The following is a 15,188-nucleotide window of genomic DNA, read 5'->3' as shown; positions in this document are numbered from 1 at the left end:
GATGCTAACCGCAAGGAATCGGTCCTTGCATTAAGAGGAATGAATGGCGAGTAACAACGTAGCCCAATTTGCCGCGGAACTGAAAATGCCTGCAGGCGTGCTGCTCGAGCAGCTGCAGGCAGCGGGCGTCACAAAAGCGAGCGAAGACGACAACCTGTCCGAGGCGGACAAGGCGCGTCTGCTCGACCACTTGCGCAAGTCTCACGGCTCGACTGATGCGGACAAGCGCAAGATCACGCTGACGAAACGGCATACGTCGGAAATCAAGCAATCCGATGCGACGGGTAAAGCTCGCACCATTCAGGTCGAGGTGCGCAAGAAGCGCACTTTCGTCCGCCGCGACGAAACCTCCGCCGAAGGCGGAGATGCATCGAATCATGCGGCCGAAGGCGCCGAGGTCGACGATCTGGAACTTCAGCGTCGTGAAGAGGAAGCTCGTCACGAAGCTGAGCTGCTCGAAAAGCAGGCTCAGGAGCTGAAGGCTCGCCAGGAACAACTCGAACGCGAAGAAGCCGAGCGTCAGGCGCGTGAGCAGGCTGCCGAAGCCGAGCGTCGTCGCGCGGAAGAGGAAGCGGCGAAGAAGCGCGCAGCGGCTGCGGCCGAGGCGGCGGCACGCGAGAAGGTCCAGCAGGTGGCGCAAGTCGCGCAGCCGGTCGTCGCGAAGGCCGAGCCGGCGGCTGCCAAGGCAGCGGAGCCGGTCGTCGCCAAGGAAAGCGAGCAGGACGACGAACGCGCAGCGGCGGAACGTGCTGCGCAACGCGAGGCCGCGAAGAAGGCGGAAGACGCAGCGCGTCAGGCCGCCGAGAAAGCGCGTGCCGAGCAGGAAGAAATCGCGAAGCGCCGCGCCGCGGCGGAAGCCGAAGCACGGGCGATTCGCGAAATGATGAACACGCCGCGCAAGGCGCAGGTCAAGGCGCCGGAACCGGCACCGAAGCCCGCCGAGCCGGCCAAGGCCGCGGAAGCCAAGGGCACGCTGCACAAGCCCGCGCGTCCGGCAGGCGAAGCACCGGCGCGTCCGGCTGCGAAGAAGCCGGCTGCTGCGGCTCCGGCTTCCCCGAGCGCGCCGTCCGCCGGCGACAAGAAGAAGCCGGGCGGCGGCAAGGGCGGCTGGCAGGACGACGCAGCGAAGCGCCGCGGTATCAAGACGCGTGGCGATTCGAGCGGCGGTGTCGATCGCGGCTGGCGCGGCGGCCCGAAGGGGCGCGGCAAGCATCAGGATCAGAACACCACGTTCCAGGCGCCGACCGAACCGATCGTGCGGGAAGTGCACGTGCCGGAAACCATCACGGTCGCCGATCTGGCGCACAAGATGGCGGTGAAGGCCTCGGAAGTCATCAAGTCGATGATGAAGCTCGGCCAGATGGTCACGATCAACCAGATGCTGGACCAGGAAACGGCGATGATCATCGTCGAGGAACTGGGGCACCACGCGGTGGCGGCCAAGCTGGACGACCCGGAAGCGATGCTGGTCGAAGGCGAGGTGTCCGATGCGGAAGCGTTGCCGCGTCCGCCGGTCGTCACGGTCATGGGTCACGTCGACCACGGCAAGACCTCGCTGCTCGACTACATCCGCCGCGCGAAGGTTGCAGCGGGCGAAGCGGGCGGCATTACGCAGCACATCGGCGCTTACCACGTCGAAACGCCGCGTGGCGTGATCACGTTCCTCGACACGCCGGGTCACGAAGCCTTTACGGCCATGCGTGCCCGCGGTGCGAAGGCAACCGACATCGTGATTCTGGTGGTCGCAGCCGACGACGGCGTGATGCCGCAGACGAAGGAAGCGATTGCCCATGCGAAGGCAGGCGGCGTGCCGCTCGTCGTTGCGATCAACAAGATCGACAAGCCGGATGCGAATCCGGAACGCGTGAAGCAGGAACTCGTCGCGGAAGGCGTCGTACCGGAAGAGTACGGTGGCGATTCCCCGTTCGTGTCGGTGTCGGCCAAGACCGGCGCGGGCATCGACGATCTGCTCGAAAACGTGTTGCTGCAAGCCGAAGTGCTGGAACTGAAGGCACCGGTCGAAGCGCCGGCCAAGGGTCTCGTCATCGAAGCGAAGCTCGACAAGGGTAAGGGTCCGGTTGCAACGATCCTGGTCCAGTCGGGTACGCTGAACCGCGGCGATGTAGTGTTGGCGGGTAGCGCTTACGGTCGCGTGCGAGCCATGCTCGACGAAACCGGCAAGCCGACCAAGTCCGCCGGTCCGTCGATCCCGGTCGAAATTCAGGGTCTGTCGGAAGTCCCGCAAGCAGGCGAAGAAGTCATCGTCATGCCGGACGACCGCAAGGCGCGTGAAGTCGCGCTGTTCCGTCAAGGCAAGTTCCGCGACGTCAAGCTGGCCAAACAACAGGCCGCGAAGCTCGAGAACATGCTGGAACAGATGGGCGAAGGCGAAGTGCAGTACATGCCGCTCATCGTCAAGGCTGACGTGCAGGGTTCGCAGGAAGCTTTGGTGCAGTCGCTGCTCAAGCTGTCGACCGACGAAGTGCGCGTGCAGATCGTGCACGGCGCCGTGGGCGGCATCAGCGAGTCCGACGTCAACCTGGCCACGGCTTCGAAGGCGGTCATCATCGGCTTCAACACCCGTGCGGATGCGCAGGCTCGCAAGCTGGCGGAGTCCAACGGCGTCGATATTCGCTACTACAACATCATCTATGACGCAGTGGATGACGTGAAGGCCGCGATGTCGGGCATGCTGGCACCGGAGAAGCGCGAAGTCGTGACGGGTACGGTCGAAGTGCGCCAGGTCTTCAAGGTACCGAAGATCGGCGCGGTGGCCGGCTGTATGGTCACGGACGGTTTCGTCAAGCGCTCGTCGTCAGTGCGCGTGCTGCGCAACAACGTCGTCATCTTCACGGGCGAGCTCGATTCGCTCAAGCGCTTCAAGGACGACGTGAAGGAAGTCCGTCAGGGCTTCGAGTGCGGTATGTCGATCAAGAACTTCAACGACATCGTCGAAGGCGATCAGTTCGAAGTATTCGAGGTCACCGAAGTCGCGCGTTCGCTGTAATTCACGCGACACGGCTCAACGGGCGGAGCGGGCTTTGACGCCCGCTCCGCCCGTTGTTTTTGGGCCCACTGTTTTGTGCGCAAGCCCCTGGTCATGCTTTGAAAAGCGCGCCGCTTGTATGCCGCGTAAAAAAAACACTTCGGCTTGCGCGAACCAATTTTTGCATCCGTCAGATCGGATCACACAACACCATGCCTAAGAAACGTTCTTCTCCCAATCGCAACGTGCAGATCGCCGATCAGATCCAGCGCGATCTGTCCGAACTGCTGCGCGAGGTCAAGGATCCGCGCATCGGCATCGTCACGATTCAGAGCATCGAGCTGACGCCGGACTACGCGCACGCGAAAGTCTATTTCACGACGCTGACCGGCGACCCGCAACAGACGCTCGAAGCGCTCACGCACGCGGCCGGCCATCTGCACAATCAGCTCTTCAAGCGACTGCATATCCATACGGTGCCGACGCTGCATTTCCACTACGACAAGACGATCGAGCGCGCCGTCGAAATGTCGCGTCTGATCGACGAGGCGAATGCCAATCGCGCGAAGGAAGACTGAGCGCACCGTGAGCGGCCGCGCTCGTTGCCATGCCTGAGAGCCGCGATGCGCTCAGTGCCGTTTTTGTATTCATTGAAGTCTCCGCCTTTCTGACATGACCGCACCTCAACGCCCCCGCGTGCCGCGTCGCGCGCTCGACGGGGTCCTGCTGCTCGACAAGCCGCTTGGCCTATCGAGCAACGACGCGCTGATCCGCGCGAAGCGTCTCTATCTGGCGAAAAAAGCCGGCCATACCGGCACGCTCGACCCTTTGGCGACAGGCCTGCTGCCGCTGTGTTTCGGCGAAGCCACCAAGTTTTCGCAAGACCTGCTCGAAGCCGACAAGACCTACGAGGCGACCATGCGCCTCGGCATTCGTACGACCACCGGCGACGCCGAGGGTGAAGCGATCGACACGCGAGAAGTGGCGTGCGACGAGGCGGCGGTGCAAGCTGTGCTGTCCAAGTTTCTCGGCGTCATTGTCCAGGTTCCGCCGATGTATTCGGCGCTCAAGCGCGATGGCAAGCCGCTGTACGAATATGCACGCGCTGGGCAGACCGTGGAGCGGGAAGGGCGTCAGGTAACGATCCTCAAGCTCGAATTGCTCGCTTGCGCGCTGCCGGATGTGACATTTCGCGTGACGTGCAGCAAGGGCACCTACGTTCGCACGTTGGCCGAGGATATCGGCGAGGCGCTGGGATGCGGCGCGCATCTGGTCGCGCTGCGGCGCACCGGTGTCGGCGCGTTGACGCTCGCGAATTCGGTGACGCTCGATGCGTTGTCCGATGCAACGGAAAGCGAGCGCGATTCGTGGCTGCAGCCGGTAGACGCGTTACTGTCGACATTCCCGCTCGTGCGGTTGAACGAAGACGACACGCGCCGCTTTCTGCACGGCCAACGCCTGAAGCTTTCCGAGTTGACCATTGCCGGCGATGCCGTGAACGCGCCGCGCGTGAGAGTGTATGCGGGACAAGGCCGCTTGCTGGGCGTCGCGAAGCAAGGCGAGGGCGTGCTCGCGCCCGAACGGCTGGTGGTAACGACGGCGAGCTAGATCGCTGACGTCACCTTGAGCATAGAGGGCCACGCGTCCGGCAAAGGCGTTCGGCCTGCTGCAAAGTGCAAAGAAAAAGGCGGGACCGCTACTGAGCGGTCCCGCCTTTTTTCATCTCGCGAGCTTTGTATGACTGAAGCGGAGCCTCAGTGCGCAGCGGCCGCCGCCGCGCCCGCATCGCCGCCCGCGCGTTCCGGCCGCGTGATCCAGATCAGCGCGATCAGCGCCACGAAAATGCCGGCGGAAACAAAGAACAGATCGTTCACGCCCAATTGCGCGGCTTGCTGTGTGGCCATCGAATTGAAGAGACCATACGCCTGCGGCTGACTGAAGCCTGCCGCACCCATCTGCCGGATCGACTGATCGAAGACCGGGTTGTACGCGTTCGCCTGTTCGGCCAGTTGCGCGTGATGCATGATCGTGCGGTGATCCCACGCGGTCTGGAAAATCGAAGTGCCAATGCCGCCGCACATGATCCGCACGAAATTCGACAGACCCGATGCCGCCGGAATCCGGTTGCCAGGCAAGCCCGACAGCGTGATCGACACGAGCGGAATGAAGAACCCCGCCATGCCGATGCCCTGAATCAACGTGGGCAGCAGCAGCGAATACGTATCGACGCCGGTCGTATAACGCGAGCGCATCCAGAAGCACAGCGCGAACACGAGGAAGGACAGCGTCGCGATATAGCGCGGATCGGTACGCGGCAAGATCTTGCCCGTGATCGGCGACAGCAGCACGGCGAACAGACCGACCGGTGCCATCACCAGCCCCGCTTCGGTCGCGGTGTAGCCGATATCGGTTTGTAGCCACAGCGGCAGCAACACGAGATTGCCGAAGTAGAGCCCGTAGCCGATCGACAGTGCGATCGTGCCGCCCGTGAAATTGCGCCGGCTGAACAGCGACAGATCCACTACCGGATGCTCGGCCGTCAACTCCCACACGATGAAGAACGCGAGCGCGATCACCGCGACCAGCGCCAGCACGACGATGGTCGTCGACGAGAACCAGTCGAGGTCCTTACCCTTGTCGAGCATCACCTGCAGCGAGCCGACCCAGACGATCAGAAGGCCGAGGCCGACGCCGTCGATCGGTGCTTTTCGGATCGCCGAATCGCGGTTGCGGAAAATCGTCCACGTCGCAGCAGCGGCAATGATGCCGACCGGAATGTTGACGTAGAAAATCCACGGCCACGAGATGTTGTCGGAAATCCAGCCGCCCAGAATCGGACCGGCCACCGGCGCAATCAGCGTCGTCATCGCCCACATCGACAACGCCATCGGCGCCTTCGCGCGGGGATAGCTGGCGAGCAGCAGCGTTTGCGACAACGGGATCATCGGGCCGGCCACCGCGCCTTGCAGCACGCGCGACGCCAGCAGGAACGGCAGCGTCGGCGCGAGACCGCACAGCCATGACGAAATCACGAACAGCACGATCGACGCCATGAACAGACGCACCTGGCCGATGCGATCGGTGAGCCAGCCGGTCAGCGGCACGGAGATCGCGTTCGCGACCGCGAACGAGGTGATCACCCACGTGCCCTGATCGGCAGACACGCCGAGATCGCCCGAGATCGACGGGATCGACACGTTCGCGATCGACGTGTCGAGCACGTTCATGAACACGGCGAGCGACACCGCGATGGTGCCGATCACCAGTTGCGCGCCCTCGAGCGGCGGGTGAGGGGCTTGCGCCTGAGCCTGAGCCATTAAAGGAGCCTTCTATGAATCGTCGTGTGGCTGCTTAGCTCTTCGCTGCGGGCTTCGCGGCTGCGCCGGTCTGAGTCGACTTTGGCGTGCCGCCGTTCGGGCCGGCGTTTTCCGCGATGATGCGGGCGATTTCCGCGTCGGCTTCGTCGCCGTATTTATCGAAGACGTTGGTCTGGTAGGCGGTATTCGACGCGTTGCCGAGCTGGCCGCCGCTGGCGTCCTTGATGTTCACGTCGGCTTGCATCGACAGACCGATGCGCAGCGGGTTCTTGTCGAGTTCCTGCGGATCGAGCGCGATACGCACCGGCAGACGCTGTACCACCTTGATCCAGTTGCCGGTCGCGTTTTGCGCGGGCAGCAGCGAGAACGCCGAACCCGTGCCCGCGGAGAAGCCGACCACCTTGCCGTGATACGGCACCGACGAACCGTACACGTCGGCGGTCAGTTCCACCGGCTGGCCGATGCGCATGTGCTTGAGCTGCACTTCCTTGAAGTTCGCATCGACCCATACGTCGTGCAGCGGCACGATGGCCATCAACGGGGTGCCCGGCGAGACGCGCTGGCCGACCTGCACCGAGCGCTTCGCGACATAGCCGGTCACGGGCGCGGGCAGGACGTTACGCGCGTGGTTCAGGTACGCGTCGCGGACCTTCGCGGCGGCGGCCTGCACGTTCGGATGGTTTGCAATCGTGGTGTTAGCGGTCAGCGCGCGGTTCGACGCCAGTTGCTGCCTGGCGGCGTCGACGGCGGCTTGCGCGCTCTTCACGGCGTCGCGGGCGTGCGAGATTTCTTCCTGCGACACCGCGCCGGTTTGCGCGACCGTCAGACGGCGCTTCAGGTCGTCCTGAGCGCGCGACAGATCGGACTGACGCAGTTCGACTTGCGCCTGGTATTGATTGTCGTCGGCGAACAGGCCGCGCACCTGGCGCACCGTTTGCGCGAGATTCGCCTCGGCCTGTTCGAGCGCGACGCGCGCGTCGGCCGGGTCGAGCACGACGAGCGGATCGCCCGCCTTGACGACTTGCGTGTCGTCCGCGTTCACGGCGATCACGGTGCCCGTGACCTGCGGCGTGATCTGCACGACGTTGCCGCTCACGTACGCGTCGTCGGTGTCTTCATGGAAACGCGCGACGAGGAAGTAGTACAGGCCGTAGGCGACCGCGGCGATCAGAATCACGATGACGAGCAGCGTCATCATGCGCTTGCGTTTGCCGTTGTTCGCCGGTTGTGCCGGCTGTGCGTTGGGCGCGGGCTGTTGGGGGGTGCTCATTGATGTGCTCCGGGTTCTCTTGAACGTCGTCGTTTATTCGGATGTTGGTGTGCGTGCTGCGCGGCGCGTGGTCAGTTCGCCGCGGCGGTCGCGGCGGTGGCCGATGCCGGGGCATCGGTCGGCACCACGAGGCCGGTCTGCGTTGCGTCGAAACCGCCGCCGAGCGCCTTGATGAGGCCGATCTGCATATCGCGGCGGCGCATCTTCAGGCCCGTCACCGTCTGTTCGGCGGCGAGCAGATTCTGGTCGGCGGTCAGCACCTGCAACTGCGGCGACAGGCCGGCCTTGTAGCGGATCACAGCCAGTTGATAGGCCTTGCTCGACGCCTCGAGCGCGCGTTGCGCGTCGCCTTCCTGCTGGTCGATCGAGCGGATCGACGACACCTGTGTCGCGACCTGCTGGAGCGCGTTGATCAGCGTCTGGTTGTAGTTCGCCACGTTGAGGTCGAAATCGGCAAAACGGCCCTTCAGTTGCGAGCGCAATGCGCCGGCGTCGAAGATTGGCAGGTGAATCGCCGGACCGAACTGGATCTGACGGCTCGACGCGGTCAGGAAGCGGCCCCAGCCGAACGCGTCGAAACCAAAGCCGGCCGCGAGGTTCACGTCGGGGAAGAATTCGGCTTTCGCTTCCTTCACGTCGTGCATGGCCGCTTCGACCTGCCAGCGCGCGGCGACGATATCCGCGCGGCGCGCCACGAGGTCGGCCGGGATGTTGTTCGGCAGCGCGACCGTGTCGCCGGCTGTCAGCGTCGGCCTGGCGATCTGCAGGCCGCGGTCCGGACCCTTGCCGAGCAGCGCGCCCAGCTGGTAGCGCACGACGGTGATCTGCCCGTCGAGGTCGGTCAGGTTCGACTGGCTGGTCGCGATGTTGCCCGTCGCGGTTTGCCGCTCGACGTTGGTGTCGAGACCGGCCACGACGCGGCCGTCGGTAATGCGGCCGATGTCCTTGCGGTTGGCGATTTCGCGCTCGGCGATTTCACGGAACGCGTACAGCTGCGCGAGCTGGTTGTAGGTGCTCGCCACGGACGCGGCGAGCGTCACGCGCGCCTGTTGCATGTCCGCCTGAGCGGCCCTTTCCTGCGAGACGGCCTGGCCGAGGCGCTCACGATTCTTGCCCCACAGGTCGAGATCCCACGATGCGCTCGCGAGCACATTGTTCTCGCTATACCAGGTGCCGCCGTACGGAGGCGGGTAGAGCGAGTTGGCGGAGAAGATCTCGCGGGTCCACGAATAGCTGGCGTTGACCTTCGGGAACAGCGCCGAGCGCGAGCTTTCGATGTACGAGGACGCCTTCGCCAGACGCGCTTGTGCCTGCGCAATCGACGGACTGCCGTCGAGCGCTTCCGCGATCAGGTTGGACAACTGCGGGTCGCCGAACTGCTGGGCCCAGTCGAGCGACGGCCATTGGCCGCCTTCGCCGGGCAGGCTCCGCGCTGACTCGTACTGCGTCGGCGACGAGATCTGCTTGTCGTTCTTCATGCCGAAGTAGTTCGCGCACCCCGTAAGGGCGAGCGCCGTCACCGCAGCGGCGACAGCGGCCCGGCTCGAAAGCGCGGGCGCGGACAGGGAAAGGGATTTCATCGCTCGACTCTTTGAGTGGAATGTAATGATGGACACTGCAAGCAATTTCTTACGATTTGCTGTCAAAATTGCTTGCTGCATCACGGGTTAGTCCCGTTTGTTCACCGGAATTGACGAGCACGCGACGCAGCATGCTCTTCAGAAAACCCACTTCTTCGGCGGTGAAACCGTTCAGCAGGCTGTCCAGCACGCCGTTGAAGATGCCCGGCATTCTGGCTGCGATCGCATGGCCTTCCGGGGTCAGCGCAAGGCGTACGACCCGGCGGTCTTCGTTACTACGCACGCGGGTCAGCAGTCCGCGCTTCTCCAGGCGGTCGATCAGGCGCGTGACGGCGCTTGCGTCGATGCCGTATTCACGGGCCAGCTCGGCGGCCAGCAGGCATTTTCCGCTGGCGACCATGAACAGGATGCTGCCTTGCTGACTGGTGATGCCCAACTCGGCCATGCTGCGCTGGGTGATCAGGTTCGACATGGTCGATTTCACCCGCGAGAGGAGATAGCCGACGCTTTCGCCTAGCTGATACTCGCTCAGGTCCGGCGTGGTATTGGGGGACGGCTCCGTCATGATTCTCGTGCGAATGCAATGGTTGACTAGGCAGGATTATAGGACGCGGTTGATTGACGCGGCAAGCGTTATTACAGCTTAGGCAAGGATCTGTCCGTTCCCAAGCCGGAATAGACACGACTTCGCGTAGGTCTGCGCTGACGGAGTCAGGCCTCCGTCCCATGCACCGCTGCATGGAAGAGGGCGGGTCTATCAGGGAATACCAGAAAGCTTCATTCTTGCGTGCTACAATGTTGGGTTCCCAAAAGTGCGCTTTGGGCTTGTCGTGGTTGGTATCAGTAAAGTAGTAACCGGCATAAGCAAGCGGCGCACTCCAACTGTCTCCAGGTTTCCTATGACCCGCGCCCTACGCAACATCGCCATCATTGCTCACGTCGACCACGGCAAGACCACGCTCGTCGACCAGCTCCTCCGTCAGACCGCCACGTTCCGCGACAACCAGCAAATCGCCGAGCGCGTGATGGACTCGAACGACATCGAAAAGGAACGTGGCATCACGATCCTGTCGAAGAACTGCGCGGTCGAATACGAAGGCACGCACATCAACATCGTCGACACCCCGGGCCACGCCGACTTCGGCGGTGAAGTGGAGCGCGTGCTGTCGATGGTCGACTCGGTGCTGCTGCTGGTCGACGCCGTCGAAGGCCCGATGCCGCAAACGCGCTTCGTGACCAAGAAGGCGCTGGCGCTCGGCCTGAAGCCGATCGTCGTGATCAACAAGGTGGATCGTCCGGGTGCGCGCATCGACTGGGTGATCAACCAGACGTTCGACCTGTTCGACAAGCTGGGCGCAACTGACGAACAGCTCGACTTCCCGATCGTCTACGCATCGGGTCTGAACGGCTATGCCGGTCTGACGTCGGACGTCCGTGAAGGCGACATGCGTCCGCTGTTCGAAGCCGTGCTCAAGCACGTGCCGGTGCGCCCGGCCGATCCGGATGCGCCGCTGCAGCTGCAGATCACGTCGCTGGATTACTCGTCGTACGTCGGTCGTATCGGCGTGGGCCGCATCACGCGTGGCCGTATCAAGCCGGGCATGGCGGTTGCCGTGCGTTCGGGTCCGGATGGCGCGATCCTGAACCGCAAGATCAACCAGGTGCTGTCGTTCAAGGGCCTCGAGCGCGTCCAGGTCGACTCGGCTGAAGCTGGCGACATCGTGCTGATCAACGGTATCGAAGAAATCGGCATCGGCGTGACCATCTGCGCACCGGAACAGCCGGACGCGCTGCCGATGATCACCGTCGACGAACCCACGCTGACGATGAACTTCCTCGTCAATTCGTCGCCGCTGGCCGGCCGCGAAGGCAAATTCGTCACGAGTCGTCAGATTCGTGACCGCCTGATGAAGGAACTGAACCACAACGTCGCGCTGCGCGTGAAGGAAACCGGCGACGAAACCACCTTCGAAGTGGCGGGCCGTGGTGAACTGCACCTGACCATTCTCGTTGAAAACATGCGCCGCGAAGGCTACGAGCTGGCCGTGTCGCGCCCGCGCGTGGTGATGCAGGAAATCGACGGCGTGAAGCACGAGCCGTATGAAAACCTGACCGTCGACATGGAAGACGGCCACCAGGGCGGTGTGATGGAAGAGCTGGGTCGCCGCAAGGGTGAAATGCTCGACATGGCGTCGGACGGCCGTGGCCGTACGCGTCTCGAGTACCGTATTTCGGCGCGTGGTCTGATCGGCTTCCAGTCGGAATTCCTGACGCTCACGCGCGGCACGGGCCTGATGAGCCACACGTTCGACTCGTACCAGCCGGTCAGGGAAGGCGCGGTCGGCGAGCGTCGCAACGGCGTGCTGATCTCGCAGGACGATGGCGCGGCAGTCGCGTACGCACTGTGGAAGCTGCAGGATCGCGGCCGTATGTTCGTGTCGCCGGGTGAGCCGCTGTACGAAGGCATGATCATCGGCATCCACAGCCGTGACAACGACCTGGTCGTGAACCCGATCAAGGGCAAGCAGCTGACCAACGTGCGTTCGTCGGGCACCGACGAAGCTGTGCGCCTCGTGCCGCCGATCCAGATGTCGCTGGAATATGCGGTCGAATTTATCGACGACGACGAGTTGGTCGAAGTCACGCCGCAATCGATCCGTCTGCGCAAGCGGTATCTGAAGGAGCACGAGCGCCGTAGCGCAAGCCGCAAGGGCGCGGTGGACTGAGCGGGCCTCGGCCTGAACCGGTTCGCGGCGATTCTTCGCTGCGCGGCGTTGTAGACGAAAGCCACCTTCGGGTGGCTTTCGTCATTTCCAGGCTTGAAAACAGGATGTGTTGCATGCGGTTGCCGCGGCTCATCGCCTATTCGTCCCCGTTTCCGCAGAACACTATTGCGCGCTGCGAAACCAGTGCCGAGATCGGTCGTGAAAGCCCGTCGCAACGGGCTCGGGCGACAATCCGTCTGCTATCTGCGTCATTCGTTCTGTGATATGCTCCCCGGGTGCAAAGTTTTAGGTCCTTCCAAGCAAGACTTGATTCGCGCAATCCGCTAAACGGTCAGGCCGTGTCGCGGAAGGTTCTGTAACCCGCTATTTCTCGAGAAACTCGAAGAAAGGTGAGCGTAAAAATGATGAAGCAATTCCAGTCGAACTCTTATCTGTTCGGCGGCAATGCTCCGTACGTAGAAGAAATGTACGAAGCGTATCTCGATAATCCGGCGTCAGTGCCCGAGAACTGGCGCAGCTATTTCGACGCGTTGCAGAACGTTCCTGCATCGGATGGCAGCAATGCCAACGACGTGGCCCATGGCCCGATCGTCGAATCGTTTGCTCAACGGGCCAAGGCTAATGCCTTCATCCCGCGCACGGCTGCCGGCGGCGAAGATCTCGCAACCGCCCGCAAGCAGGTTTATGTGCAGTCCCTCATCGGCGCATATCGCTTCCTCGGCTCGCAATGGGCCAATCTCGATCCTCTGAAGCGCCGCGAACGTCCCGCTATTCCCGAACTTGAACCCGCGTTCTACGACTTCACCGAAGCCGACATGGACCAGGAGTTCAGCGCAACGAATCTGTATTTCGGATTCGAGCGTGCGTCGCTGCGCGAGATCGTCAAGGCATTGCGCGATACGTACTGCGGCACGATCGGCGCCGAGTACATGTACATCAGCGATCCGGAACAGAAGCGCTGGTGGAAGGAGCGTCTCGAGTCGATCCGCTCGACGCCGAACTTCACCAAAGAAAAGAAGAAGCACATCCTGAATCGCCTGACGGCCGCTGAAGGCCTCGAGCGTTTCCTGCACACCAAGTACGTCGGCCAGAAGCGCTTCTCGCTCGAAGGCGGCGAAAGCTTCATCGCGTCGATGGACGAAGTCGTGCGTCACGGCGGCGCCAACGGCGTTCAGGAAATCGTCATCGGCATGGCTCACCGTGGCCGTCTGAACGTGCTGGTCAATACGCTCGGCAAGATGCCGGCCGACCTGTTCGCCGAATTCGAAGGCAAGCACGTCGACGACCTGCCGGCCGGCGACGTGAAGTATCACAAGGGTTTCTCGTCGGACGTCTCGACCGAGGGCGGCCCGGTTCACCTGTCGCTCGCGTTCAACCCCTCGCACCTCGAAATCGTCAACCCGGTGGTCGAAGGTTCGGCGAAGGCCCGTATGGACCGTCGCGGCGACGACAGCGGCCTGCAAGTGCTGCCGGTGCAGATTCACGGCGACGCGGCTTTCGCGGGCCAGGGCGTCGTGATGGAAACGCTGAACCTCGCGCAAACGCGCGGTTACGGCACGCACGGCACGCTGCACATTGTCATCAACAACCAGATCGGCTTCACGACGTCGGACCCGCGCGACTCGCGCTCCACGTTGTACTGCTCGGATGTCGTCAAGATGATCGAAGCGCCGGTGCTGCACGTGAACGGCGACGATCCTGAAGCGGTCGTTCTGGCGACGCAACTGGCGATCGATTTCCGAATGCAGTTCCACAAGGACGTCGTCGTCGACATCGTCTGCTTCCGCAAGCTGGGTCACAACGAGCAGGACACGCCGGCGGTCACGCAGCCGCTGATGTACAAGACGATTGCGAAGCACCCGGGCACGCGCGCGCTGTACGCCGAAAAGCTGGTGCAACAGGGCGTGATCACCGCGGAAGAAGGCGACGAATTCGTCAAGGCTTACCGCAAGGCGATGGACGAAGGCCATCACACGATCGACCCGGTGCTTTCGAATTACAAGAGCAAGTACGCGGTCGACTGGGTGCCGTTCCTGAACCGCAAGTGGACCGACGCAGCCGACACGGCTGTGCCGCTCGCCGAACTGAAGCGCCTCGCCGAGCGCGTCACCACGATCCCGGAAAACTTCAAGGTTCACCCGCTGGTCGAGCGCGTCATCAACGACCGTCGCGCGATGGGCCGTGGCGAAGCGAAGCTCGACTGGGGCATGGGCGAACACCTGGCATTCGCGTCGCTGGTCGCATCGGGCTATGCAGTGCGCCTGACCGGTCAGGACTCGGGCCGCGGCACGTTCACGCACCGTCACGCGGTGCTGCACGATCAGAACCGCGAACGCTGGAACGACGGCACCTATGTGCCGCTGCAGAACATCGCCGACGGTCAGGCGAAGTTCACGGTGATCGACTCGGTGCTGTCGGAAGAAGCGGTGCTGGGCTTCGAATACGGCTACTCGACCGCTGAGCCGAATACGTTCGTCGCATGGGAAGCGCAGTTCGGCGACTTCGTGAACGGCGCGCAAGTCGTGATCGACCAGTTCATCTCGTCGGGCGAAGTGAAGTGGGGCCGCGTGTCGGGTCTCACGATGCTGCTGCCGCACGGCTACGAAGGCCAGGGTCCGGAGCACTCGTCGGCGCGCATCGAGCGTTTCCTGCAACTGTGCGCAGACCACAACATGCAGGTCGTTCAGCCGACCACGCCGGCGCAGATTTTCCACCTGTTGCGCCGGCAGATGATCCGCCTGTTCCGCAAGCCGCTGATCGTTGCGACGCCGAAGTCGCTGCTGCGTCACAAGGAAGCCGTGTCGGATCTGTCGGAACTGGCGAAGGGTTCGTTCCAGCCGGTGATCGGCGAAACCGACGAGACCATCGACGCGAAGAAGGTCAAGCGCGTGGTCGTCTGCTCGGGCCGCGTGTACTACGACCTGCTCGCGCATCGCCGCGAATCGAAGTCGAGCGACGTCGCGATCGTCCGTATCGAACAGCTCTATCCGTTCGCGCACAAGCAGTTCGAAGCGGAAATCAAGAAGTACGACAACGCGACCGAAGTGGTCTGGGTGCAGGACGAGCCGCAGAATCAGGGCCCGTGGTTCTACATCGAGCACCACCTGAAGGAAGGCATGAAGGAAGGGCAGAAGCTGGCATACAGCGGCCGTCCGGCTTCGGCCTCGCCGGCAGTCGGCTACTACGCGAAGCACTACGAGCAGCAGAAGGCGCTGGTCGAAGGCGCTTTCGGCCGCCTCAAGAGCGCGTCGATCGCTAAATAAAGAACAGACGAACCGGGAAGGCGCGCTGCGCTTTCCCGCGCCGCGT

General features: G+C 63.0%; 9 protein-coding genes. 5 read left to right on the top strand and 4 right to left on the bottom strand.

Annotated features, from left to right (window positions below):
- Positions 1–43: 43 nt before the first annotated feature.
- From infB to truB, 3 genes are all read left to right on the top strand, one after another.
- Positions 44–3,007: a translation initiation factor IF-2 gene (infB, locus tag PQQ53_RS21970; RefSeq protein WP_408142922.1), complete on the top strand. Its 2,964-nt coding sequence runs from the start codon at positions 44–46 to the stop codon at positions 3,005–3,007.
- 191 nt (positions 3,008–3,198) lie between these two features.
- Positions 3,199–3,564 (top strand): 30S ribosome-binding factor RbfA, encoded by a 366-nt coding sequence (gene rbfA / locus PQQ53_RS21965; protein WP_121318621.1) that lies wholly within the window; start codon positions 3,199–3,201, stop codon positions 3,562–3,564.
- Positions 3,565–3,658: 94 nt separating this feature from the next.
- Positions 3,659–4,594 (top strand): tRNA pseudouridine(55) synthase TruB, encoded by a 936-nt coding sequence (gene truB / locus PQQ53_RS21960; RefSeq protein ID WP_408326102.1) that lies wholly within the window; start codon positions 3,659–3,661, stop codon positions 4,592–4,594.
- A 146-nt stretch (positions 4,595–4,740) separates the two neighbouring features.
- Here truB and PQQ53_RS21955 read toward each other — a convergent pair whose 3' ends face one another.
- From PQQ53_RS21955 to PQQ53_RS21940, 4 genes are all read right to left on the bottom strand, one after another.
- The gene (locus PQQ53_RS21955; protein ID WP_408142926.1) at positions 4,741–6,303 is read right to left on the bottom strand and encodes a DHA2 family efflux MFS transporter permease subunit; all 1,563 of its coding nucleotides are present in this window, start codon (positions 6,301–6,303) and stop codon (positions 4,741–4,743) included.
- Positions 6,304–6,337: 34 nt separating this feature from the next.
- On the bottom strand, positions 6,338–7,573 hold the full coding sequence (locus tag PQQ53_RS21950) for an EmrA/EmrK family multidrug efflux transporter periplasmic adaptor subunit (RefSeq protein WP_408326099.1): 1,236 nt from the start codon (positions 7,571–7,573) through the stop codon (positions 6,338–6,340).
- Between the two features lie 71 nt (positions 7,574–7,644).
- A complete protein-coding gene (locus PQQ53_RS21945; protein ID WP_408142930.1) occupies positions 7,645–9,153 on the bottom strand; it encodes an efflux transporter outer membrane subunit in 1,509 nt (502 codons plus the stop codon).
- Positions 9,154–9,202: 49 nt separating this feature from the next.
- Positions 9,203–9,718 carry a MarR family winged helix-turn-helix transcriptional regulator gene (locus PQQ53_RS21940; RefSeq protein ID WP_408154348.1) on the bottom strand — a complete coding sequence of 172 codons (516 nt, stop codon included), beginning with the start codon at positions 9,716–9,718 and terminating at the stop codon, positions 9,203–9,205.
- 334 nt (positions 9,719–10,052) lie between these two features.
- Here PQQ53_RS21940 and typA point away from each other — a divergent pair, with 334 nt between their 5' ends.
- Positions 10,053–11,879 carry a translational GTPase TypA gene (typA, locus tag PQQ53_RS21935; RefSeq protein ID WP_408142934.1) on the top strand — a complete coding sequence of 609 codons (1,827 nt, stop codon included), beginning with the start codon at positions 10,053–10,055 and terminating at the stop codon, positions 11,877–11,879.
- A 401-nt stretch (positions 11,880–12,280) separates the two neighbouring features.
- Positions 12,281–15,142 (top strand): 2-oxoglutarate dehydrogenase E1 component, encoded by a 2,862-nt coding sequence (locus tag PQQ53_RS21930; protein WP_408326097.1) that lies wholly within the window; start codon positions 12,281–12,283, stop codon positions 15,140–15,142.
- Positions 15,143–15,188 lie beyond the last annotated feature (46 nt).

The organism is Paraburkholderia strydomiana, assembly GCF_046030495.1.
GTDB classification, from domain to species: domain Bacteria; phylum Pseudomonadota; class Gammaproteobacteria; order Burkholderiales; family Burkholderiaceae; genus Paraburkholderia; species Paraburkholderia strydomiana_A.
Note: the sequence above shows the minus strand (reverse complement) of the source record. Positions and strands in the feature narration are given on the sequence as shown.

Excerpts from the sequence above, each read along its gene's own strand:
- infB (WP_408142922.1), top strand. The coding sequence starts at position 44 with ATGGCGAGTAACAACGTAGCCCAATTTGCCGCGGAACTGAAAATGCCT.
- truB (WP_408326102.1), top strand. The coding sequence starts at position 3,659 with ATGACCGCACCTCAACGCCCCCGCGTGCCGCGTCGCGCGCTCGACGGG.
- typA (WP_408142934.1), top strand. The coding sequence starts at position 10,053 with ATGACCCGCGCCCTACGCAACATCGCCATCATTGCTCACGTCGACCAC.
- PQQ53_RS21930 (WP_408326097.1), top strand. The coding sequence starts at position 12,281 with ATGATGAAGCAATTCCAGTCGAACTCTTATCTGTTCGGCGGCAATGCT.
- PQQ53_RS21955 (WP_408142926.1), bottom strand. The coding sequence starts at position 6,303 with ATGGCTCAGGCTCAGGCGCAAGCCCCTCACCCGCCGCTCGAGGGCGCG.
- rbfA (WP_121318621.1), top strand. The coding sequence starts at position 3,199 with ATGCCTAAGAAACGTTCTTCTCCCAATCGCAACGTGCAGATCGCCGAT.
- PQQ53_RS21945 (WP_408142930.1), bottom strand. The coding sequence starts at position 9,153 with ATGAAATCCCTTTCCCTGTCCGCGCCCGCGCTTTCGAGCCGGGCCGCT.
- PQQ53_RS21950 (WP_408326099.1), bottom strand. The coding sequence starts at position 7,573 with ATGAGCACCCCCCAACAGCCCGCGCCCAACGCACAGCCGGCACAACCG.
- PQQ53_RS21940 (WP_408154348.1), bottom strand. The coding sequence starts at position 9,718 with ATGACGGAGCCGTCCCCCAATACCACGCCGGACCTGAGCGAGTATCAG.